This is a genomic window from Achromobacter xylosoxidans (assembly GCF_014490035.1).
GTDB classification, from domain to species: Bacteria; Pseudomonadota; Gammaproteobacteria; order Burkholderiales; family Burkholderiaceae_B; genus Achromobacter; species Achromobacter bronchisepticus_A.
In genome coordinates, this window is record NZ_CP061008.1 from 1,236,837 (window position 1) to 1,259,435 (window position 22,599).

The 22,599-nt window shown below is 67.1% G+C and carries 19 protein-coding genes; 10 read left to right on the forward strand and 9 right to left on the reverse strand.

The features are described from left to right. Positions 1 to 8: 8 nt before the first annotated feature. Positions 9 to 1,526, reverse strand: coding sequence for an MFS transporter (locus IAG39_RS05680; protein ID WP_118932951.1), 1,518 nt, complete (start codon positions 1,524 to 1,526; stop codon positions 9 to 11). Positions 1,527 to 1,796: 270 nt separating this feature from the next. On the opposite strand from IAG39_RS05680, the gene IAG39_RS05685 reads away from it, so the two are divergent. Beyond that, a complete protein-coding gene (locus IAG39_RS05685) occupies positions 1,797 to 2,174 on the forward strand; it encodes a DUF4148 domain-containing protein (protein ID WP_118932952.1) in 378 nt (125 codons plus the stop codon). On the opposite strand, the gene IAG39_RS05690 is transcribed toward IAG39_RS05685, so the two are convergent. Beyond that, on the reverse strand, positions 2,167 to 2,964 hold the full coding sequence (locus IAG39_RS05690) for an AraC family transcriptional regulator (RefSeq protein WP_118932953.1): 798 nt from the start codon (positions 2,962 to 2,964) through the stop codon (positions 2,167 to 2,169). The two genes, IAG39_RS05685 and IAG39_RS05690, sit on opposite strands and share 8 nt — an antisense overlap. An 82-nt stretch (positions 2,965 to 3,046) precedes the next feature. Between IAG39_RS05690 and IAG39_RS05695 the strand changes: the two genes are divergently transcribed. Then, complete coding sequence (locus tag IAG39_RS05695; RefSeq protein ID WP_118932954.1) at positions 3,047 to 4,333, forward strand: MFS transporter; 1,287 nt, start codon at positions 3,047 to 3,049, stop codon at positions 4,331 to 4,333. On the opposite strand, the gene IAG39_RS05700 is transcribed toward IAG39_RS05695, so the two are convergent. The 3 genes from IAG39_RS05700 to IAG39_RS05710 form a co-directional block, all read right to left on the reverse strand. Next, a complete protein-coding gene (locus tag IAG39_RS05700; RefSeq protein WP_118932955.1) occupies positions 4,257 to 4,586 on the reverse strand; it encodes a protealysin inhibitor emfourin in 330 nt (109 codons plus the stop codon). The two genes, IAG39_RS05695 and IAG39_RS05700, sit on opposite strands and share 77 nt — an antisense overlap. Further along, positions 4,583 to 5,647, reverse strand: coding sequence for a M4 family metallopeptidase (locus IAG39_RS05705; protein WP_118932956.1), 1,065 nt, complete (start codon positions 5,645 to 5,647; stop codon positions 4,583 to 4,585). Before IAG39_RS05705 ends, IAG39_RS05700 begins: the two co-directional genes overlap by 4 nt. Positions 5,648 to 5,795: 148 nt before the next feature. Further along, on the reverse strand, positions 5,796 to 6,269 hold the full coding sequence (locus tag IAG39_RS05710; RefSeq protein ID WP_118932957.1) for an anti-virulence regulator CigR family protein: 474 nt from the start codon (positions 6,267 to 6,269) through the stop codon (positions 5,796 to 5,798). Positions 6,270 to 6,561: 292 nt separating this feature from the next. On the opposite strand from IAG39_RS05710, the gene IAG39_RS05715 reads away from it, so the two are divergent. Continuing rightward, positions 6,562 to 7,443, forward strand: a complete 882-nt coding sequence (locus IAG39_RS05715) for a prohibitin family protein (RefSeq protein WP_118932958.1) — start codon at positions 6,562 to 6,564, stop codon at positions 7,441 to 7,443. Here IAG39_RS05715 and IAG39_RS05720 read toward each other — a convergent pair. Continuing rightward, the gene (locus IAG39_RS05720) at positions 7,436 to 9,541 is read right to left on the reverse strand and encodes a PTS sugar transporter subunit IIC/EAL domain-containing protein (RefSeq protein WP_059378793.1); all 2,106 of its coding nucleotides are present in this window, start codon (positions 9,539 to 9,541) and stop codon (positions 7,436 to 7,438) included. The two genes, IAG39_RS05715 and IAG39_RS05720, sit on opposite strands and share 8 nt — an antisense overlap. Positions 9,542 to 9,787: 246 nt before the next feature. Between IAG39_RS05720 and IAG39_RS05725 the strand changes: the two genes are divergently transcribed. The 7 genes from IAG39_RS05725 to IAG39_RS05755 all read left to right on the forward strand — a co-directional run bounded on the left by IAG39_RS05725 (position 9,788) and on the right by IAG39_RS05755 (position 18,337). Then, a complete protein-coding gene (locus IAG39_RS05725) occupies positions 9,788 to 10,030 on the forward strand; it encodes a hypothetical protein (RefSeq protein WP_054451693.1) in 243 nt (80 codons plus the stop codon). Positions 10,031 to 10,133: 103 nt separating this feature from the next. Further along, positions 10,134 to 10,637: an RNA polymerase sigma factor gene (locus IAG39_RS05730; protein WP_059378861.1), complete on the forward strand. Its 504-nt coding sequence runs from the start codon at positions 10,134 to 10,136 to the stop codon at positions 10,635 to 10,637. Continuing rightward, positions 10,634 to 11,632: a FecR family protein gene (locus IAG39_RS05735; RefSeq protein WP_118932959.1), complete on the forward strand. Its 999-nt coding sequence runs from the start codon at positions 10,634 to 10,636 to the stop codon at positions 11,630 to 11,632. The genes IAG39_RS05730 and IAG39_RS05735 overlap by 4 nt, the downstream gene beginning before the upstream one ends. Before the next feature lie 211 nt (positions 11,633 to 11,843). Next, positions 11,844 to 14,195 carry a ferric-rhodotorulic acid/ferric-coprogen receptor FhuE gene (gene fhuE, locus IAG39_RS05740; RefSeq protein WP_059378796.1) on the forward strand — a complete coding sequence of 784 codons (2,352 nt, stop codon included), beginning with the start codon at positions 11,844 to 11,846 and terminating at the stop codon, positions 14,193 to 14,195. A gap of 102 nt (positions 14,196 to 14,297) precedes the next feature. Then, entirely contained in the window at positions 14,298 to 14,816 is a 519-nt protein-coding gene (locus tag IAG39_RS05745) for a sigma-70 family RNA polymerase sigma factor (protein ID WP_118932960.1), read from the forward strand. Then, positions 14,786 to 15,775, forward strand: a complete 990-nt coding sequence (locus IAG39_RS05750; RefSeq protein WP_118932961.1) for a FecR domain-containing protein — start codon at positions 14,786 to 14,788, stop codon at positions 15,773 to 15,775. The genes IAG39_RS05745 and IAG39_RS05750 overlap by 31 nt, the downstream gene beginning before the upstream one ends. Before the next feature lie 96 nt (positions 15,776 to 15,871). Beyond that, positions 15,872 to 18,337 (forward strand): TonB-dependent receptor, encoded by a 2,466-nt coding sequence (locus tag IAG39_RS05755; RefSeq protein WP_118932962.1) that lies wholly within the window; start codon positions 15,872 to 15,874, stop codon positions 18,335 to 18,337. A 6-nt stretch (positions 18,338 to 18,343) separates the two neighbouring features. On the opposite strand, the gene IAG39_RS05760 is transcribed toward IAG39_RS05755, so the two are convergent. The 3 genes from IAG39_RS05760 to IAG39_RS05770 form a co-directional block, all read right to left on the reverse strand. Continuing rightward, complete coding sequence (locus tag IAG39_RS05760) at positions 18,344 to 19,240, reverse strand: GntR family transcriptional regulator (RefSeq protein WP_118932963.1); 897 nt, start codon at positions 19,238 to 19,240, stop codon at positions 18,344 to 18,346. Beyond that, positions 19,237 to 21,879 carry an aconitate hydratase AcnA gene (gene acnA, locus IAG39_RS05765; RefSeq protein WP_410469172.1) on the reverse strand — a complete coding sequence of 881 codons (2,643 nt, stop codon included), beginning with the start codon at positions 21,877 to 21,879 and terminating at the stop codon, positions 19,237 to 19,239. Before acnA ends, IAG39_RS05760 begins: the two co-directional genes overlap by 4 nt. A 95-nt stretch (positions 21,880 to 21,974) precedes the next feature. Beyond that, positions 21,975 to 22,571: a TetR/AcrR family transcriptional regulator gene (locus IAG39_RS05770; protein WP_118932964.1), complete on the reverse strand. Its 597-nt coding sequence runs from the start codon at positions 22,569 to 22,571 to the stop codon at positions 21,975 to 21,977. Between the last annotated feature and the right edge of the window lie 28 nt (positions 22,572 to 22,599).

A 22,599-nucleotide genomic window follows, 5' to 3' on the forward strand; every position in this document is an offset into this window, starting at 1 on the left:
ACTCGATTTCAGGTCGCGGCGCGCGGTGGATAGATGCGGGTCGCGACGAAGGGGATGAGCAGGATGAGGAGCACGGCCACGCCGGCCATGCACAGATAGAGGTCGGCTGAGGTCAGCACGGCGGCCTGTTCCTGGATGCGGCGGGACAGCGCGGCCGCGTTGTCGCCGGCCGTGCTCAGCGGAAAGTTGCCCAACTGGTCGGCCAGCATGCTGGAGTGGTAATTGCGGCGCGAGGTGGTCAGCGCGTCCAGCAGGCCGGTGGCGGCTACCGCGGCAAAGCCCTTGATGGTGTTGAACCACGATGACGCCCAGGGGCCGTCCTGCGGCGCCAGGCCGCCGGTGGCCAGCATCAGCAGCGGGATCACAGCCATGGGCTGGGCGAAGATCTGTACGGCTTCGAGCAGGTAGAACTGCTCGCGCGACCAGACGGGCGTCAGTTGCGACCCCAGCAGGCAGGACAGGGCCAGCAGGCCGAGGCCCGAGGCCAGCACCCAGCGGCAATCCACCTGGCGCAGGTTGCACAGCGCCGCGACCAGCGGCAGGGCGATCAGTTGCGGCAGGCCCATGGTGAGCAGCACCGGCGCTGTTTCCAGCGGCCGGTAGCCGCGCAATTGCGCCAGGAATGACGAGGGAATCAGGATCACGCCCAACAGCACGATCAGCACGCCGCCCAGTGTCAGCAAGGCATGGCTGAGGTTGCGGTTGCGCAAGAGCTGGATCTTGAAGAACGGCAGGGGATGCGACCATTCGTTGATCATGAACAGCACCATCAGCACGCCGCCTCCGCCCAGCAGGACGGAGATCAGCGGCGAGTTAAGCCAGTCCAGCCGGTCGCCCTGCAACAGGCCGATGACCAGCATGGACAGCGCCGGGGCGCCCAGCAACAGGCCGCGCCAGTCGAACAGGCGCAGCCGTTCGAGCTTGAGCGGATCCTGGGGCAGCCCGCGCCAGACGGCCCAGGCCGCGAGCGCCGCGGGAGCGACGATCAGCCAGAAGGTCCAGCGCCAGCCCAGCACCTCGGTGCAGAAGGCCGCCAGCGGTATGCCCAGGCTGGGCGCGAAGGTGGCGGTGAGGGCGTAGCCGCCCAGGCCATAGAGCTTGATGCCCGGCGGCAGGAAGCGCAGCGCCACCGTCATGAGCATGGGCGGCAGCGCGCCGCCCGCGAGGCCTTGCAGCGTGCGCAGGAACAGCAGCACGGGCAGGTTGGGCGCAAATGGGCAGAGCGCGCCGAACAGCGCAAAGGCGGCCAGCGCCGTGACCGTGAAGCGGCGCAATGAAAACGTGACCGAGCACCAGGGCGCGAACGCCATGGCGCATACCGACGCCGCGGCGTAGACGGCCACGAACCAGGTGCCCTGGTCGTAGCTGATGCCCAGCGCGCCGCGGATGTCGGGCAGCGCCATCTTGGTCACGTTTTCGTTGAGCCCGGCGAGGATCACCGCCAGCAGCACGCCGAGCAATCCGGTCAGGATGCGCCAGCCGAAGGCCGCCGCGGCGGGCGGGGCGGGGGGAGCGGCGGCCGTCATGATCGTGGGCCGCCCCTGCCCGGGGATGAGGAAGACAACATGGAATAGCGTCCTTGGATAACAGGAGCTATTCAGTCTAGGTAGATGCGGGGGCCGGAAAAACCATTCCTGGATCAACCCACCCTTGCGCCCGGCGCAAGGGTGCGCGGGCCGCAGCGGGGGCGTGCAGCGAGGCTTGCACGGCGGGCAACCTTCGATTGCGCCACGCGGGATTTATCCCGGCGGGCATGCGAACGAATAATGCGGCACTCGTTAACCGCAGAGGATTTCATGAATACATACCGACTCTCCATCCTGGCGCTGAGCATGGCGCTGGTTGGCGCCGCAGCGCATGCCGAAGGCAAGACCCGCGAACAGGTGCGCGCGGAACTGATGGAAGCCAAGGCCGCCGGCCTGGTGACCTACGGCGAACAGCAATATCCCGTGGATCTGCCTCATGTCAGCACCAAGACCCGCCAGCAGGTGCGCGAAGAACTCGACGCCGCGCGCGCGGCCGGCCTGGTCACGTACGGCGAACAGGACTATCCGCCTGCGCTACCGTCGCAATCGCGCCAGACCCGGGACCAGACGGTCGCGGAACTGCGCGAGGCGCGCCTGCGCGGCCAGATGAAATCGGGCGAACTGGACTACCCGCCCGCCGTCAATTGATACCGTCGGCCTTGTCCGCGAAGTAGCGGGCAGGCGTCTTGCCCAGCGCCTTGCGGAACATGGTGATGAAGGCGCTGACGGATTCGTAGCCCAGGTCTTCGGCAGTGCGCTGCACCGAGACGCCGGCGGCCAGGCGCTGCAGGGCCTGGATGATGTGCATCTGCTGGCGCCAGCGGCCAAAGCTCATGCCGAGCTCTTGCTGCACCAGCCGCGCCAGCGTGCGTTCGCTCATGGCGACGCGCCTGCCCCATTGCGCCACCGTGCTGCGGTCGGCGGGGTCGGCGTGCAGGGCATCGGCGATTTCGCGCAGGCGCGGGTGGTCCGAAATGGGCAGGTGCAGTTGTTCGGTCGGCATGCGCGCCAACTGCTCGACCAGCACTTCGGCCAGCTTCCGGTTGGCAGGCGTGGCCGTGTCCTGCGGAGCCAGGTCCGCCAGATAGGCGACCAATTCGCGCACCAGCGGCGAGATCGCCAGCGTGCAGCACTGTCCAGGCAGGCCCGTGGCGTCGGGCGGCACGAACAGGAAACACACCCGGCCGTTCTGCGTGACGCGATTGCTGTGCGGCACGCCGCCAGGAATCCAGACGCCATATTGCGGCGGCACCATCCACAGACCCTGCGGCACGGAGCAGGTCACGCCGCCCTGCAAGGACAGCACCAGCTGGCCCATTGCGTGCCGGTGTGGTGGAGACTCCTGGTCGTTCTCGTCCGCATGCACGCGCATGGCATAGGCCTGTTGCGTGTCGATATCGGGATTGAAGAACGGGGCCGGGTCGTCCAGACGGTGCATTGAATTTCACCTTGACCGAATTTAGGGATAATTTGTCATTATGGCGAAATTCGGCGAAGGCGGCGATGCTTAAGCTGGCGGCATGAATTCGCATATCCCTACTTCCAAACGTCCCGCCGGCCATCCCGTGTTGCTGATCGCCGGCATTCTTTGCATGTCCATGGCGCTGCGCGCGCCGATTACCGGCGTGCCGCCGCTGACCGGCATGATCCGCGAGCAGTTGGGGCTGAGCGCCACCGCCGCGGGCATGCTGATCACCTTGCCCTTGCTGGCCTTTGCCGTGGTGTCGCTGTTTGCGGCGGGCCTGGCTCGCCGCCACGGACTGGAGCGCAGCTTGTTTGCCGCCATGCTGCTGATCGCGGCTGGCATCGTCGTGCGCACGCTGGGGCCGGCCTGGAGCCTGTTCCTGGGCACGGTTGTCATCGGCGCCGGCATCGCCATCGGCAATGTGTTGTTGCCCAGCCTTCTGAAGCGCGATTTTCCGCAGCAGCTCGCGGGCCTGACTTCGGCCTATGTGCTGACCATGAGCCTGGCCGCGGGGCTGGCGTCCGCCATTGCCATCCCGCTGGCGGGTCTGTCCGACGCGGCCTGGCGCTTTTCCTCGGGCTGCCTGTTGGTGCTACCCGTGCTCAGCGCTTTGCTATGGCTGCCGCAGCTGGCCAATCACACCGCGCCCGCGGCATCCACGGCGCATGCGCCGCACGGTCCCAGGCTGTGGCGCTCCGCGCTGGCGTGGCAGGTGACGCTGTTCCTGGGCATCAATTCCTTCGTGTTCTATGTGGGCGTGAGCTGGCTGCCGGCCATCCTGCGCGATGCTGGCTATACGGCCGAACGCGCCGGCACGTTGCATGGCTTGCTGCAGCTCATGTCGGCCGTCCCGGCCCTGTTCCTGGCTCCCCTGGTGCGGCGCCTGAGGGACCAGCGCGGCGCGGCGTTCTGCGCGGCCGCGGCTTCGTTCGTCGCGTTTGCCGGCTTGATCGTCGCGCCTGGCTGGGCGACGCTGTGGATCGTCCTGATGGGCCTGGGCACGGGCGGCGGCATCATTCTGGGCCTTGCATTCGTGGGCTTGCGCGCCAGTCATGCGCAGCAGGCGGCGGCGCTGTCGGGCATGGCGCAGTGCGTGGGCTATCTGTTCGCGGCCAGCGGCCCTGCGCTAGCGGGCACGCTGCACGACACGCAGGGAGACTGGACCCTGGCGCTGGCCCTGTGCGCGGTCTTGTGCCTGGCGATGGCGGCCACCGGTCTTTACGCGGGCCGCTCCATCCAGATCGGGCAATACCGGGATGCCGCGCTCAAGTCTGTCGGGCCCGGCTTTTCCACAAGCGCACCAGTGGCTCGGGCGCGTCGGTCTCCGGCACGTCGAAGCTGATGTCCGCGACGTCGTCGCCTTTGTACACGACTTCGACGTGGAAATAGCGCTGATCGCCGCCTGCCGGCGCGCAGCGCGGAACGGCCACCGGCGCGGCGCGTTGCAGGGCGTCGCAAACCTCCTGCCGCAGGTCCGGCGGGCAGGTGGCGAGGTCGATGCTGCGCGGCTGCGCCAATGCCGGCATATAGGCCAGCCCGCCTTCGCGGGTCAGGCGCACCAGCATGGCAAGGTCCAGGGATGGCAGCTCGATCATGTCTGGACTCCCACGCCGGCCCAGGCGCGGGCGACGGCATCGCGCACGGCGGTGTCATGGCGTTCCGCCGCGACGGCCAGCGTCAGTTTCGCGAACTGCACGAAGTCGGCATCGTGGCGCAGGCGCTTGTCGCACAACGCGTCGTACCAGACGCGGCCCGCGTTGGCCCATGCGGGGCCTTCCATCGAAGTGGCCGCTAGATAAAAGGCGCGGTTGGGGATGCCGGAGTTGATGTGCACGCCGCCATTGTCGTTCGGCGTGTCCACGTAGTCGCGCATGTGCGCGGGCTGCGGATCCTTGCCCAGCAGAGGGTCGTCGTAAGCGCTGCCGGGCTCCGCCATGGAGCGCAGCGCGCGGGCGCGGATCTTGGGCTTGAACAGCCCGGCGCCCACCAGCCAATCGGCCTGGCGCGCGTCCTGGCCCAGCGTGTGCTGCTTGACCAGCGCGCCGAACACATCGCACAGGGATTCGTTCAGGGCGCCGGACTGGCCCTGGTAGAGCAAGGCGGCCTCGGCGTCGATCACGCCGTGCGTGAGTTCGTGGCCGATGATGTCCACGGCCACCGTGAAACGGTTGAACACTTCGCCGTCGCCGTCGCCGAACACCATCTGCGCGCCGTTCCAGAAGGCGTTGTCGTAGTCTTCGCCGTAATGCACCGTGCCGACCAGCGGCAGGCCCTGGCCGTCGATGGAGTGGCGCTTGTAGACGTCCCAGAACAGCTTGTAGGTCGAGCCCAGATGCTCATAGGCCTCGTCCACCGCCACGTCGCCGCTGGCGGAGGCGCCTTCGGCGCGCACCAGCTTGCCGGGCAGGGTGGTGGTGTTGGCGGCGTCGTGCACGGCGCGCTGCGGCGTGCCGGCGGGCGCTGCCTTCTTGGGGCGGGCGGGCTTGGCGCGCGGCGGCTGCGCCGCCATTTCGCGCAGGCTGCGCTGCTGCTGGTCGATGATCAGCGTCTTGACCGCGGGCATGCTGACCCGCGCATCGGCGTGCTGCGCCAGCCGATCCAGCATGTAGGGGGGGATCACGCCGATCAGCGGCGCGGACTCGGAAGGACGTGGCATGCGCGGTCTCCGTCGTGGGCGCCGGGCCAGGGCCGCGGCGCGAGGCGATTCAACGGTAGCAGATAGATCCGCGGCAGGGACGTAACAGTGTGCGGCCTGATGCTAGGAACTATGGACGCCGCGTGGCGGCGTCCATGGCGCGCGGCGCCTAGTTGAACACGCCCGTGAGGACGTCCGCGACGACGGCGGTGGCGATGGCGACGAGGATCAGGTCGCTGCCCGCGACGCGCCATTCGTAGCCCGGATGCACGGGCAGGCGCGCCAGCATGGGGCCGGGCACCATCTTCTTGGCGATGCCCGGAGGCAGGGGCTTGCCGCGCGCCAGGTTCTTGCGTATGCCCGGCGGCAGCGAGCCGTAGCCCGTCGCCCCGGCCTGCACGGCATAGCTGCGCGCGGTGGACACGGTGATGCCCGCGGTGCTGAGCGTGACGCTGACGCCGCTGTCCTGGCTCTGCTGGCCCTTGTTCTTGCCATTGCCGTTACCGCCGCCATTGCCATTGCCATTGCCTTGGCCCGCGTGGTCTGGCTTGCCTTTGCCCTCGGGCGGCGCGGCCTGTGCCGGCGCGCCAAGCGTGGCGGCACAGGCAAGGATGGCGATGATCATTGAAGGTGTGCGGCGCATGGTTGTGGCTCCTGCAGTGTAGAGAGTTGCCTAGCGTAGCGCTGTCGTTGGGTTCGTGCCACTGTCCTTCGCCGATGCCGTCGCAACAATCGCCACAATTCGCCTGACGTTCCAGTCGCGATAGAATCCCCTGCTTATTTTCCGGGGGGGAACGCACGATGAGGTATTTCCTGATCTTGGTTGGGGCGGCCGTGGTCGCCTATTTGCTGGCGCGCGGCATCGCCGCCGTGCTCTCGGACCGTAAACGTTCAAAATCAGAAAGGGATTCGAAGTGAAGCCGACAGATATCCAGATGGTCAAGACGATTGGTGCCGTAAAGCCGCGTAGTTTCAAGATCGCGGTGATCACGGCGGTGTTGTTTTTGCTGATTCTGTTCCTGGCCTTCGATTCCTGGTTCCAGGTCGACCAGGGCGAGCGCGGCGTGGTGCTGCGCAACGGCAAGCTGGTGCGCGTGTCGGAACCGGGCCTGGACTTCAAGACCCCGTTCATCGACAACGTGATGACGGTGTCGGTGCGCGACCACACGTTCGTGTTTGAAAAGCTGGAAGCCTACAGCTATGACCAGCAACCGGCCACGCTGCGCGTTTCGGTGACCTACCGCGTGCCGTCCGAGCACGTGGCCGAGCTGTACTCGGAATACGGCACCATCAGCAATCTGCAGATGCGCGTGCTGGAGCGCAAGACCCCGGATTCGGTGAAGAACGTGTTCGGCCAATACACGGCGGTACGCGCCATCCAGGAACGCCAGAAGCTGGGCCAGGACGTGAATGCTGCCGTGCTCAAGACGATGGAAGGCGCACCGGTGCAGGTGGTGGGCGTGCAGATCGAGGAAGTCGGTTTTTCGCAGGCCTATGAGCACTCGATCGAACAGCGCATGTTGGCGCAGGTGCAGATCGAGACGACCCGCCAACAGAAGGAAACGGCGATGATCACGGCCGAGATCCAGGTGGTCAAGGCCAAGGCGGAAGCCGACGCGCGCCGCCAGCAGTTCACGGCCGAGGCCGACGGCATCCGCATGCGCGGCGACGCCGAAGCGGCTGCGATCCGCGCCAAGGCCGAGGCCTTGGCCGCCAACACCAATCTGGTGAGCCTGAACGCGGTGGAGAAGTGGGACGGCGTGCTGCCGACCACGCAGGTGCCGAACGCGGCCCTGCCGTTCATCGGCATCAAGTAGGCGCCGCGGGCGCAGGCTGTGCCCGCAGCGGCGGCGCAGCCTGACGCCGGCGCGCGTAGTCCATGAGGCTGTCGCCCGACAAAGCCTTGCTGTAGTACCACCCCTGCACGATGATCTCGGCGGGGGATTCCAGCGCCATCAGCTGCTGGTCCGTTTCCACGCCTTCCACCACGATCTGCAGGTTCAGCGCTTCGCAAAAGCGCAGCAAGCCGTTCAGGACCAGCGCGCCTCGGGGACTGTCTTGCGCCACGACGAAGCTGCGGTCGATCTTGACCGCATCGATTTCGAACTGGTGCAGATAGCTCAGGGCGGAATAGCCGGTGCCGAAATCATCGATGTAGATGCGGGCGCCTATCGCATGCAGACGGTCGAAGGCGGTGTGCAGCGCCTGGGTGTCCTCCACCAGCGCGTCTTCGGTCAACTCGACCGAGATCTGTCCGCCGGCCTGCGCCAGCACCTTGATCAGTTTTTCGAGGTAGTCGCCGGACGTCAGCGTGCCGGCCGTGACGTTGATGGTCATCGGCAAGCGGAAGTCGCGCTTGCGCCATTGCAGACATTGCTGCACGGCCTGTCTGGCCACCCACAGGTCCACCTCCCGCATCAGGTCGGCCTGCGCCAGCCAGCGCAGGAATTCCACCGGCGTTTGCCGCGCGCCGTCGGGTCCGGTGGCGCGCAGCAGCGCTTCGCAGCCGGTGCACAGGCCGCTGCGCAATGACACCTGCGGCTGGAATTCCAGATGGAAGTCGTACTGGCTGATGGCGCGGATGCGCGTGTTTTCGGCGTTGCGGCGTGCACGGTCGGCATAGGTCTGCACCACCGGATCATGCGCGTACAGCAGCGATTCCTCTTGCAGCCGCGTGAAGGTCGTGTCCAGCGATTTGAAGTAGACGGTGGCGCTTTCCTGGCGCTGCCGCTCCAGTGCGACGACAAAGGGCGCGTACAGACACGCGCCCAGCGCCACCAGCACGAGTTGCAGCGCCACGCCGCCCAGGCTGCCGCCGGCGGCAATGTAGGCGTTGAACAGTACCGGCGAGGTCAGCGGCAAGGTCGTCGCCGCGGAAGGCAGCCAGCCCAGTTGCACGACGGCCAGCGCGAGGATGGCGTTGGTCACCGGCGCCAGGATGAACGGCGCCAGCAGGCGCGGATTCAGGATCAGCGGCAGCCCGAACAGCAGGATTTCATTCACGTTCAGCAGCGCCACCGGCAGGCTGGCCAGCGCCAGCAGCCGCAGCGATTCGGTGCGCGCAAACACCAGCATGGCCACGGCCAACGACAGCGTCGCGCCCGATCCGCCGATGAAGACGAAAGCGCCCAGGAGGGTGCTGTTCAAGGCATACATGCCTTCGTAGCCGGCGGACTGGGTGGCGGAATTCAGCATGGCCGCCTGGTCCATGACGCTCATCAGGGGGGCCAGGGCGTGGTAGCCGTGTATGCCGAAGAACCACAGCAGCGAATTCAGGCCGGCGATCAACGCGCCCGAGGTGAAGGGGCTGTCCAGCGAGGCCAGACTCAAGGGTATGTTGAACTGCGCCACGGCGGGGATCTGGAGCGCGGCGGAGAGCGTCAGCACGACCAGGCCGGCCGTCAGCAGGCCGGGCACGACCATGTTCAGCGTGTCGCGGACGTTATCGCTGATAACGCCGTCTGGCGCCAGCTGGGTCCAGCGGCGACGGTGCAGCCACGCCATCAACGGCACGGTCAGCAAGGGCGAAACGATGGCGATGAACAGTACCAGGGTGGCGGCGGCCTGGGGGTAGGGCGCCATCAGGCCGTCGGCGATCATCACGTAGGACAGGCACAGGAACGCGGTGGGCAGATGCGGCACCCGATGGCGGAACGACAGCATGTAGCCGATGGATGTGCCGGCCAGGATAGGCATGAGGTTCGTCAGCTTGTCGTGGACGGCGGTCAACAGTTCCACGACGGTGGCTGGCAGGCCCAGTTGCCGGGCGATGACGGTCAGCACCAGGAACAACGCCGTGACCAGCAGGCACGGCAAGGTCCAGAGCAGACCCTCGCGTATGGCGCGCAGGGCGCTTGCGCCCGCCAGCGCGGCCAGCCGATCCTTTGGATAACGCATCAACGCCAGTTTCGACATGGCGGTTCGCTCAAGAGTCCGTGCAAGCGAAGATCCCCGCTCCCGTGTTTGTAAGAATATTTTGCTACATCCTAGCCCCGCTTTTCCAGGTTAAGCAATCGACGCCTATCAGAATGTCAGGGATTCCCCTCTATCAAGAATTGCAAAGCGGGCGCAAGGTGGCAGCACAGGCGCACGGGGCCGCTATACGATCAAGCGTCGTTCGCCCGGTGGCGGGACTACAAGCTTCAGAAAGAGGAGACGTGGATGTCTCAGTTGGATTGGACGTCCGGCGATACCAAGCCGGACCGGCAGGGATACTACGAAACGCGGTACGACACAGGATGCACGGCCATCACGCTTTACAGCGTGCTGGGTTGGATGCCGGTGAAAACGCCCGGCAACATGGTGAGCTGGCGCCCGTTGCCGCCCGCCGTCGAAAGACAGGAAGCCGAGCGCCACATCCAGGAACTGCGAGAAGCGCAAAGCCACGTTCCCATGGATTACTGAGGCGGCGCGCGGGAGGGGCCGCAAGGACAGTGGCAGGCAGTTGCGATAATGAGAATTATTTGTAAAATTCGCGGCGTCGCCATCTCCGTTGTCCGATCGGTCCATGTCCCGTTCCCCTCCGCCCCGTTCCGGCTGGCTCGCCTACTACGACGAGCTGGTAGGGGTATGGAGCCGTAGAGTCGGCAACCGGCATGATGCTGAGGACGCGGCGCACGATGCCATCGAACGCCTGCTGAAGGCCGACGCCAGCGTCGCGTTGAAGGCGCGCAGCTACCTGTTCCAGGCCGCCGGACATCGCCTGATCGACCGCTGGCGCCGGCAGGAACGGACCGAGCATGTGCCGCTGGACCTGCTGGACGAGGCTGACCAGCCCGCCTGGACCGACCCGGAGTCGCCGGTGCGCGCGTCGCGTCTGGCGGACGATCTTGCGCAAGTCCTGGCAGAATTGCCACCCAAGTGCCGCGAGGCCTTTGTCCTGAATCGCATCGAAGGCTGGACGCAGGCCGAGGTGGCGCAGCATATGGGCCTGTCCAAGAACATGATCGAACGCTACGTCATGCGGGCAATCGAATTCGTCCGCGACCGCATGCGTGAACACAATCCATGACGATGCCTTCCACCAACGACCGCGATGAGCAGGGCGCGCCCGATACGGCGGCGCAGTGGTTCGCGCGTTGGCATTCGGGCGACCTGACGCGCCGCCAGCGACGCGAGTTTGCCCGCTGGCGGCGCGATCATCCCGAGGCCGCGCGCGAGTTCGACCGCATGCAGCAACTGGGCAAGGCCGCCGCCGGAATGTCCCGCGATCAAGTCCGGACCTTGCTGGGCGGAGAGATTCCGGCCCGGCCCCGGCCGCAACGGCAGCGCCGCCTGGCGCTGCGCATGGCCGCGGGCTGTGCGGCATTGGCTGCGGCGGCCATGGTGGCGTGGTGGAACCTGCCGGCGGAGATTCCGGGATACTCCGCGACGCTGGTCGCGGAGCGCGGCGAACGCCGGCAAGTGACCTTGCCCGATGGTTCCGTGCTGGCACTCAATGGCGCGACGCGCGCCGACGTGCGTTTGTACGCCGGACGCCGGGAAGTGGCGCTGGACGGCGGCGAGATCCTGTTCACCGTCAGCGCCGATGCTGCGCGGCCATTCATCGTGCGCGCAGGCAGCGGCGTGGTGCGCGTGACCGGCACCATCTTCGATGTGCGGCGCGACGAGGATCAGGTCGCGGTGCTGGTGGCGTCCGGCACCGTGGAGGTGTCGGGCGGCCGCTGGTGGAACATGGGTCATGCCGTGCTGCGCGGGGGGGACGGCATCCGCGTGCCAGCCAGCGGCGCGATCGGCGTGCCAGCGCCCGCCGACGTCCAGAGCGCGATCGCGTGGCGCGAAGGGCGGGTGGTGTTCAAGAACGCGCCGCTGGCCGAGGTGGTGCGGGATATGAACCGCTATTTGCCCACGCCGTTGCGGCTGGCGGACGACAGGGCGGGGCGCTTGCGGGTATCGGCGTCATTCAGCCTGGATCGGCCCGAAGCCCTGGTCGACGCCTTGCCGGCGGTGGCGCCGGTGCGCCTGACGCCGCGCCCGGACGGCGCCATCGACATCAGCGCAAAGTAGCTTCATCGAGGCGCGGTTACAAAATAAATGAGAATGGGATTCAGGTTTATCTTGGGCTGATTCGTTCTACGAAGGAAGGCGGCAGCCGCCGCGTTTCCATCTCGGGAAACGTTCCCCGTATCGTCGAACAGAACAGCAGGTACTTGTGACTATTCCAGCAGCCCGGCATTTCCCCGCCGTTGCGCGCCTTGCGTGCGCATCTCCCCGGTTCATGTTTTCCTCCCTGCTGTTGGCAGTGGCCTTGGCGACGGCGGGTACGCCGGCGATTGCTCAGCCGCAAGCGCCCGCCGTGCCTATCGACATCGCGGCACAGCCCTTGGGCGATGCCGTGATGCAATGGGCGGCGCAGGTCAAGGTGCGCGTGTTCTACGCGCCTGAAGTGGTGGCCGGTGTAAGCAGCAACGGCCTGCGCGGCCGGCTATCGCCCGAGGAGGCCTTGCGCAGCTTGTTGCAAGGCACGGGCGTGACGTACCGTTGGCAGGGCGACAGCATCATCTTGTCGCGCGATGGCGGCGTGGCCAGCCTTGCGCCAGTGACGGTGCTGGGCAGTATGAATCCGGCGGTGACCGAAGGCACCGGCTCCTACACGACTCCGGCATCGGCCGCCGCCACGGGCCTGACCTTGTCGCTGCGCGAAACGCCGCAGTCCGTCAGCGTGGTGACACGCCAGCGCATCGACGACCAGAATCTGCGGTCGCTGGACGAAGTCATGGGCAGCGTGGTGGGCGTGCAGGTGGTCAGCGAGGACACCGATCGAACGGACTTCTGGTCGCGCGGCTTCTACATCGACAGCCTGCAGTACGACGGCGTTCCCACCACCATCGGCCTGTCGATGTATGGCGAATCCGACAACGATTCATTCATCTACGACCGCATCGAAGTCGTGCGTGGCGCGACCGGCCTGATGACGGGCGCGGGCAATCCGGGCGCTTCGATCAACCTGGTGCGCAAGCATGCCAATAGCCGAGAATTCACCGGAACGGTGAGCGCCGGCGCGGGGTCGTGGAATCAATATCGCGGCGCGGTGGACATGTCCACGCCATTGAACCAGGAAGGCACCGTGCGTGCGCGCATGGTGGCGATGTACCAGGGCCGCGATTCCTACATCGATCTGTACCATGCCAACAAGCAGGTGTTCTATGGCGTCATCGATGCGGACCTGACGCCATCGACCCGGTTGAGCCTGGGCGCGGACTACCAGGACAAGCGTCCGCGCGGATCCACCTGGGGCAGCCTGCCGGTGGTGTTCAGCGACGGCACGCCGACCGACTGGCGGCGTTCCAAGACCACCGCGGCGGACTGGACCTACTGGCATACGACCAACCAGACCGTATTCGCCACGCTGGAACATCGCTTCGCCAACGATTGGGCGGTCAAGGCCGATTGGTCGCAACGCAAGAGCAAGTACGACGCCAAGCTTTTGTACCTGTACGGCGACCTGGACCGTGCAACCGGAACCGGCTTGGCGGCGCTGCCGGGATACTGGAATTCCTACGCGCAGCAGACCTCGCTGGACTTGCAGGCCACGGGGCCGTTCAACCTGCTCGGCCGCAAGCACGAGCTGGTGGTGGGCGCCATGCGCAGCCGCTACGGCGAGGACTTCTACCGCTACGGCTTCGACCGCGCCACGCTGGCGGATACCGGCAACTTCTACCAGTGGGACGGCTCGTACGCGCAGCCGACCTGGACCGAGGCCAGCTTGCGGGACACGGTGACGCACCAACGCGGCGTCTATGCCGCGGCGCGGTGGTCGCTGGCCGACAATCTGACTGTCATCACGGGCGGCCGTTACGCGAGCTGGGAATCGAAATCGCCCACGCGCGACCAGAAGGATTCCCAGTTCATTCCGTACGCCGGCGTGGTGGTCGACCTGAACGACACCTACTCCGCCTACGTCAGCTATACCGACATCTTCCAGCCCCAGGACAATCGGGACAGCAGCGGCAATTACCTGGATCCGGTGCAGGGCCAGAACTATGAAGTGGGCCTGAAGGGCGAGTACCTGGACGGCAGGTTGAATACTTCCGTCGCGCTGTTCAAGGTCAGGCAAAGCAAGGTCGCGGTGCTGGACGGAGACAAACTGGTGCCCGGCACGCCCGACCAGGCCTACAAGACCGCCGACGGCGTCACCACCAAGGGCATCGAGCTGGAAGTGAGCGGGCTGTTGTCGGAGGGCTGGAACGCCTATGCCGGAGGCACGTACTACACCAGCCGCGATGCGCAGGGCGTGTCGGTCAATCCCGAGCGTCCGCGCGCGGTGGCCAAGCTGTTCACCACCTATCGGCTGCCGGGTTCATGGAACCGCCTGACGGTGGGCGGCGGCGTCAATTGGCAGCTGTCGAGCTACTCCGAAGTCAGCGCCGGCGACGCCACGGTCACGGTCAAGCAGAAGGCCTACGCGATCTACAACCTGATGGCGCGTTATGAGTTCAATTCGCGCCTGTCGGCGCAGATGAACCTGAACAACCTGTTCGACAAGAAGTACTACCTGGGCGGCGTGGGCAACCAGGTCTACTACGGCGAGCCCAGAAGCGTGTTCGTCAACCTGACCGCCAAGTTCTGATTGGCGGCGCGCCGCTGCGGTAGCCAGGGACGCGTCCAGAGCGGGGCAAGGATACGATAGAATATAAATGGTTCCTATTTAGATTCTATCGCCAGGTGCGCCTTGCCTCCGCCCGACTCCCCTCCCGCCGACAACGTCGCGCAACTCTATCGTGACCACCACGGCTGGCTGTCGGTCTGGTTGCGCAGGAAGCTGGGCAATTCCTTCGACGCGGCGGACCTGGCCCATGACACCTTCGTGCGCCTGATGGCCGGGCGGCGCAGGGCGGACGCGGGCGCCGAGCCGCGCGCGTTGCTGACGCACATCGCGAAGGGCCTGGTGGTGGACCACTGGCGCCGGCGAACGCTGGAAGAGGCCTATCTGGCCACGGTGGCGCAATTGCCCGAGCAGCAGGCGCCGTCGCCGGAGGCGCGCGCGCTGATCCTGGAAACCTTGCATGCCATCGATACGGCGTTGCGGACGCTGTCCGCCAAAACGCGCGAGATCTTCCTGCTGTCGCAGTTCGACGGCATGGGCTATGACGCGATCGCGCAACGCCTGGACGTGTCGCTGTCCACGGTCAAGCGCCATATGCAGGCGGCGCTGACCGCATGCCTGATCGCAAGCCAGGCCGACGCGTGATCGACCCCGCGATTCTGAGGGAAGCGGCCGGCTGGCTGGTGCGCTTCCAATCCGAGACCTTGTCGCCGTCCGAGCGCGAGGCGTTCGACCGCTGGCGCGCCCGCAGCCCGGCGCACGCCGCCGCATGGCAACGCGCCGAAGAAATGCTGCGCGGATTCGGCCAGGTGCCTCCGCGCATCGCTGGCGATACCTTGCGCCGGCTGGATCGCCCGGGTCGGCGCCAGGCCGCGCGCGCGCTGGCCGGCCTGTTGATCGCGGGACCCGTGGCATGGCTGGGCTGGCGCGAGCTGCCCTGGCGCGAGTGGAGCGCGGATGCGCGCACCGCGACCGGCGAGCAGCGCCGCCTGGAATTGGCCGATGGCACGCAACTGGTGCTCAATACCGCCAGCGCGGTGGACATCGACTACACCGCACAGCAGCGCACGGTCTGGTTGCGGGCGGGCGAAATCCTGCTGACCACGGGTAGCGATACGCCGCAGTTGCGCCGTCCCTTCATCGTCCAGACCGCCCAAGGCGCGATCCGCGCGCTGGGCACCCGCTTCCTGGTGCGCGACGAAGGCGACGCCGTGCGCGTGGCGGTCTTCGAGGGCGCGGTGGAGATCTGGCCCGCGGCGGCGGCTGGCAGCGCCACGGTGCTGCCGGCCGGACGGCAGACCGTCTTCAACGGGCGCGAGGTGCAACCCCAGATCCCGGTGAAGACGTCGGCGGCGTCGTGGGAGCAGGGCATGCTTGCCGCGCGCAACTGGCGGCTGGCCGACCTGGTGGATGAACTGGCCCGGTATCGCCGCGGCATGCTGCGCTGCGATCCAGCAGTGGCGGGGCTGCGCGTGTCCGGGGCGTTTCCGTTGAACGATATCGATGCCAGCTTGCGCTTGCTGGAAAAGACCCTGCCCGTGAGGGTGAGCAAGGTCACGCCGTACTGGACGACGGTGGTACCGCGCGCCGGCGTTACAAATTAATCGCGAACTGGCTGAACCTTTTCTTCGCTTCGTCCGGTGTATCGGGTGAATCGCCGCGAATCGCGCGCCGCCCAGACCCTTACGAAGGATGGTTTCATGGTTTCCCGAATCTCCCGTTCGCCGCGCCCCGTGCGCGGCAAAGCCGTGCTGACGCCGCTGGCGGCGATGCTACGGGCAGCCGGCATGGGCTTGGCGCTGTTGGCCGCCACGGGGGCGTCGCAACAGGTGGTGGCGGCCGATACGGTGAGCGCCGCTGCGCGCAAGCCCTACGCGATCGCCGCCGGTCCGTTAGGCGACGCGCTGGCTCAGTTTGCCGCCGCTGCCGGCGTGCCGCTGTCGTTCGATCCGGCCATGGTGTCGGGGTTGCGCACGAACGGGTTGGATGGCGCCTACACGGTGCAGGAAGGCTTTGTCCGTTTGCTGTCCGGATCGGGCTACGTCCTGTCGGAGCAGGGCGGAGGAGCCTATTCCCTGCGCAAGCTACCGTCGGGATCGGATGCGTCGGCGACCGTATTGCCGGCAGTGACCGTAGCGGCTAGCGCAGCGGCGCCCTACGCGTTGCCGGCGGAGTACGACGGCGGCCAGGTGGCCCGGGGTGGACGGCTGGGATTGCTGGGCAACCGCGACGTGATGGACATGCCATTCAATGTCACGAACTACACATCGGACCTGCTGGCGAACCGTCAGTCGGTGACGCTGGCGGATGCGCTGAACGTCGAGCCATCGGTGCGTTTTACCGGGCAGATCGGCGGCGTGACCGACTCTTTCTACATCCGGGGCTTTCCTATCGGCGAAGGCAACCTGGGTGAGATCGCCTTTGACGGGGTCTATGGCGTGGCGCCCAACTATCACGTCTACACCGACTACATCGAGCGGGTCGAAGTGCTGAAAGGACCGGCCGCGCTGCTGTACGGCATGTCGCCCAATAGCGGCGTGGGCGGCGTGATCAACATGGTGCCCAAGCGGGCGCTGCCGCAGGACCTGAGCCGCGTGTCCGCCGATTACGTGGGCGACTCGCAATTCGGCGCGCGCGCGGACCTGAGCCGCCGCTTCGGCAATGACGGCGAATGGGGCGTGCGCATCAACGGCATGCACCGGCAGGGCGATACGCCGCTGGACAATCTGTATTCGCGCACCGACATCGGCGCGCTGTCGCTGGACTACCAGGGCGAGCGGCTGCGCGCCTCGCTGGACCTGCTGACGCAGAATGAAAAGATCGACGCGCCCACGCGGCCTTTCCTGGTGGCGGCGGGCATCGATGTGCCGCATGCGGCGGACGGGCGGCGCAACGCCACGCAGCCCTGGGGCTGGTGGAAGTCAGACGGGCAATCGGCGCTGCTGCGGGTCGAGTACGACATCAGCGACCGCCTGACGGTGTTCGCCGACGCGGGCGGCTCGGACACGAACGTGTCGCGTCTGTCGGACCAGACGCCTACCATCGTCAACGAGGCCGGCGACACGGTGGTCACGCCGAACAATTTCAGGTTCGAGGTCAACCGCAGCACCTACAACGCAGGCCTGCGCGCCAAGCTGGATACAGGCCCGGTGCGCCATGCCATCAGCTTCATGGGCAGCCTGTACAGCGACCGGAACTCGCAGGCCAGCGTAATGGGCACGCCGCTCACGTCGAACATCTACCATCCGATCACGCGGCCGGAGCAGTACATCCCGGCGCCGGCCAACGTGCCCAAGATTTCCTCGTCCGATCTTTCCGGCCTGGCGTTGGCCGATACGCTGAGCATCCTGGACGAGCGCGCGCAGCTGACCCTGGGCGTGCGCCAGCAGCGCATCCAGTCCCGCAATTTCAACGCCACGACCGGCGTGCGCACCGTCAGCTACGACGAAAGCGCGACCACGCCGCTGGCGGGCATTGTCATCAAGCCCTGGAGCTATGTGTCGCTGTACGCCAATTACATCGAAGGCCTGAGCAAGGGCGACGTGGCGCCTGCCACCGCGTCCAACGCCGGCCAGGTGTTCAAGCCCTATAAGGCCAGGCAGAAGGAAGTGGGCGTGAAGGTGGACCTGGACAGCGCCATGCTGACCCTGAGCGCCTTCGAGATCACCAAGCCCAGCGGCCAGCTGACCAACGGCGTGTACGGCGCGGACAGCGAGCAGCGCAACCGCGGCCTGGAATTGAACCTGGCCGGTGAACCGTGGCGCGGCTTGCGCCTGCTGGGCGGTGTGACCTTGCTGGACGCGGAGCTGACGCGCGCCGGGAGCAAGGCGGTGGTCGGCAACCGGCCCGTGGGCGTGCCCAAGGTGTCGGTGAACCTGGGCGCGGAATGGGATACGCCTTGGGTCGCGGGCCTGACCCTGACCGGCAGCGTGATGCACACCGGCAGCGAATACATCAATCAGGCCAACACCCAGTCGGTGCCGTCGTGGACCACGTTCGACCTGGGCGCGCGCTATGCCACCAAGGTCTATGGTAAAGACCTCACGCTGCGCGCCAATGTGGTCAACGTGTTCAACCGGGCCTATTGGTCGGGCGTGGCCTCGTATGGCACGATTTCCCAAGGGGTGCCGCGCACGCTGATGCTGTCCGCGTCTATGGACTTCTGACTGGCGCTAGGAGGCCAGCAGCCCGCTGATGCGGGCCAGGTTGTCCAGCGTGCTGCGCAGGTGCTCCGCCAGTTCGGCTGCGGCCTCTTCGTTGCGTTCGTGTTCCAGCAGTTCCAGGATGGCCAGGTGCTGGTCGCAATGCTGGCGGTAGCGGCTGCGGTCCTGCATGGAGCGGTACGAGAGCAGCCGGCGCACGCGGTTCACGCGCTTGATGGCGTCGATGAAAAAGGGATTGCCCGAGGCCTCCACCAGCGATTCATGGAAGCGCACGCCGCGTTCGTGCAGCTGGTCGGCGGTGTCGGTGGCGATGCCGCCGTCCAGCAGGTGCTTTTCGGCGGCGCGGCAACGCGCCAGCACTTGCTTGTCGATGTGAAAGCCCGGCTCCAGCAGCGCGGCCGGCTCCAGCGCCAGCCGCAGGCGGTAGGACTGCAGCAGGCTGTCGGGCGTGGTCATCATGGATGAGAATTCCCAGCCATAGCCGGGCCGCCGCTCTGCCCAGCCTTCCTGCGCGATGCGGCCCAACAGGGCTTGGGTCTGCGCCGCCGTCAGGCCATAGCGCGCGCGCAGCAGCGCTTCGCTGCATTGCATGGGCAGTTCGCCGCGCAGCAGTTCGTCGGCCAGCTTGAAGTAGCTGTGCGTGACGATGTCGTCAACGGAGGGCGGCGCCAGGTCCCCTTGCATGTGTGCCAGCGCGGCGTGATCCCGTTCCAGGAAATAGCCGCGGTTGGGCTTGCGCGAGACGACGCCGCGTTGCTCCAGGATGCCCAGCGCGTCGTTGACCGGCGAGCGCGACAGGCGCAGCCGGTCGGCGATCTTCTGCGCCGTCAGGTGCGCGCCCGCGGGCAGGCGGTCTGCCTGGATCAGCGCCAGGATTTTCGCGGCGGTATTGGATTGGGCGCTCATGCGTTGCGGACGGCGGAATGGATGGTGTCCGAGAGAATAGCGGGAATGACGCCGCCCATGCGCAGCAGCCTGACTTCCAGCCGGGTCTCGACCGCCGCCGTGGCCTGCAGCGTCTCTTCGGCGCCACCGGCGCGCAGGATGCGGACCGCCACGGGCATGCGCGGCGTCAGCGCCGCGGCCGGGGCATCGATCTCGATCCGGTCGCCAGGCCGGATCCGCAGCGTTGCCGGCGTGAGGCCGGCGGGCAGGCGCAAGGGCAGGATGCCCATGCCGATCAGGTTGGAGCGATGGATGCGTTCGAAGCTGACCGCCAGCACGCAGCGGATGCCCAGCAGGCGTTGCCCCTTGGCGGCCCAGTCGCGCGAGGAGCCGGTGCCATAGCGCTCGCCTGCCACCAGGACCACGGGCTGGCCGGCCCGGGCGTAGCGGCCGGCGGCCTCCCAGATCGGCTCCACCCGGCCGCTGGGCGCATGCAGCGTGTGGCCTACCGGCGCTTCGGGTATGAGCAGATTGACGAGGCTCTTGCTATAGAAGGCGGCGCGCAGCATCACCTGCCAGTTGCCGCGGCGCGATGCGAAGACGTTCAGGTCGTTGCGGTCGTCGCCGCGTTCGACCAGGAAGTCGGCGATCAGGCTGTCCGGCGGAATGGCGCTGGCGGGCGACAGGTGATCGGTGGTCACGTCGTCGCCCAGCACCAGCAGGGGATGCGCGGTGTAGCGGCCCAGCTGGCCGGCCGCTTCGGTGCTGGCGAAAGGCGGGCGGCGCAGCGCGGTGGAGGCGGGATCCCAGGGAAAGCGCGCCGAGTCCGGCGCTTGCAGCGCATGCCATGCCGGGTTGGCGCTGGCCATCCGGAAGGCCTGGCGGTAATCGGCGGGCTGCTGGCCGGCGGCAAGCGCGGCGTCTATCTCCGCGTCGTCAGGCCAGAGCTCGCGCAGATGGACGGCGCGGCCGTCGGGCGCGGCCTGCACGGGTTCGCAGCTCAGATCGCGTTCGGCGTCGCCCGCCAGCGCGTAGGCGATGACCAGCGCCGGCGACATGAGAAAGCCCAGATCCAGGTCTGGATGGATGCGGCCGGCGAAATTGCGGTTGCCGGACAGCACCGCCACGGGATGGACCGCGCCCGCCGCCATGGCCGCGCGCACGGACTCGGGCAGGGGGCCGGAATTGCCGATGCAGGTGGTGCAGCCGTAGCCCACGATGTCGAAGCCCACGGCGGACAGATCTTCCAATAGCCCGGCGCGCGCGAGATACGCCGCCGCCGCGGGCGAGCCGGGAGCCAACGAGGTCTTCACCCAGGCGGGCACGCGCAGGCCGGCCTGGCGCGCCTTGCGGGCCAGCAGGCCGGCCGCGGTAAGCAGCCGTGGATCCGAGGTGTTGGTGCAACTGGTGATGGCGGCGATCGCCACGGCGTAGCGGGGCAGGCCGTGCGCAGGGACCGCAGGGGCACCCGCCAACCCGGCCAGGATGGCCTTGGCGTGTCCGTAGGGATGCAGGTCCTGCGGCCGCCGCGGACCGGCCACATGCACCTGCACGCGGTCCAGCGCGATGTCGATCACGCGCGTGTAACGCGGCTCGGCGGCGGGGTCGTAGGCGATGCCGGTGCGCTCGGCATAGGTCTGTACCTGCGCGATCAGCGTTTCGGGCCGGCCCGTCTGGCGCAGATAGGCCAGCGTCTGCCCGTCGATGGGGAAGTAGCCCGTGGTGGCGCCGTACTCGGGCGCCATGTTGGCCACCACGCAGCGGCTGCCGGCCGGCAGCGTGGCCACGCCCGGTCCGAAGAATTCCACGAACTCTCCGGACACCTGGATCTCGCGCAGGCGCTGCGTCACGGTCAAGGCCAGGTCGGTCGCGCTGACTCCCGCGCCCAGCGCGCCGGTCAGGCGCACGCCGATCACGTCGGGAATGCGCAGCAGCGTGGGCATGCCGAACATCACTGTCTGCGCCTCCAGGCCGCCCACGCCCCAGCCCAGCACGCCGATGCCGTTGACCATGGGCGTGTGGCTGTCGGTGCCTATCATCATGTCCGGATGCAGGGCGATGCCGTCGGCGCTTTCCCGCTCGCAGACCACTGTCGCGAGTTGCTCCAGATTGATGGTGTGCATGATGCCGGTGCCCGGCGGATGGATGCGCACATTGGACAGGGCCTTGGAGGCCCAGCGCAGGAAGCGGTAGCGCTCGGCGTTGCGGCGCAGCTCCAGGTCCAGGTTCAAGGCCGCGGCATCGGCGCGCGCATAGGACTGCACCGCCAGCGAATGATCCACCGACACGTCCACGGGCAATACGGGATTCAGCGCGGAAGGATCCACGCCGGCCTCGGCCAGCGCGTCGCGCATCGCGGCGATGTCGACCAGGGCCGGGGTGCTGGTGGTGTCGTGCATCAGCACGCGCCCGGGCTGGAAGGCGATCTCGGCTTCGCTGGTGCCGTGCTCCAGCCAGCGGAACAGGGCCGCGGCGGCCGCGTCGCGCTCCGCGTCCTGCATATTGCGCAGCGCGTTTTCCAGCAGCAGCCGCAGGACCACGGGCAGCCGGAAATATTGGGCGCCGTACGTGCCGGGCAGGTCCAGGCAGGTATGGCGGACGCCATTGAGGGTGAAGACGGCGTGGCGAGGCGTGACGGCATGGATGTGCATGGCCGTCATTTTGCATATTGCAATATAAAAATGCAATTTAAGAAAATTGGGGGCAGATAGCCCGTAATTCGTCCCGAGGTAGCCCTGATACCGCGGCCACGGGCCTAGCGCATGACGGAGTCCAGCGCGCTCAGGGCCGGCGGAATCATGGCCAGCAGGCGGGCCTTGCCCACGCCGTCCCTGGCTTGCACCGACAGGCCGTGCAGCACGACGGCGTAGTAGTCGCCCAAGGCCTGCACGTCGGTGCCGGGCTTGAGTTCGCCCGCCTTCAGCGCGGCTTCGAGCCGGTCGATGATGGACTGCGTGCGCGCCTTGCGATGGGTGGTGAGCCACGCCATGACCGCTTCGTTTTCGGCGGCGTAATTGGTGGCGGCCGACACCACCATGCAGCCTTGCGGACGGCCGCGCCGGGTATAGGTGGCCACTGCGTCAGCCAGCAGCTTGGCGATGGCCTCGCGCACGCTTTCCGTGCCTTCCAACGCCTTTTCGGCGAAGGCGCCGTCGCCGGCTTCGTAACGCGCTACCGCTTCGCGGAACAGATCCTGCTTGGAGCCGAAAGCGGCATAGAGCCGTGCGGAAGCCAGTCCCGTCGCGGCCACCAGGTCCGCCATCGAAGTGCCTTCGTAACCCTGCTTCCAGAACGCAAGCATTGCCTGCTGAAGCGCCAGGTCGCGGTCGAATTCTCTGGGTCTGCCTGCCATGACGGTCTCGTTGAAATGAACTGAGGCG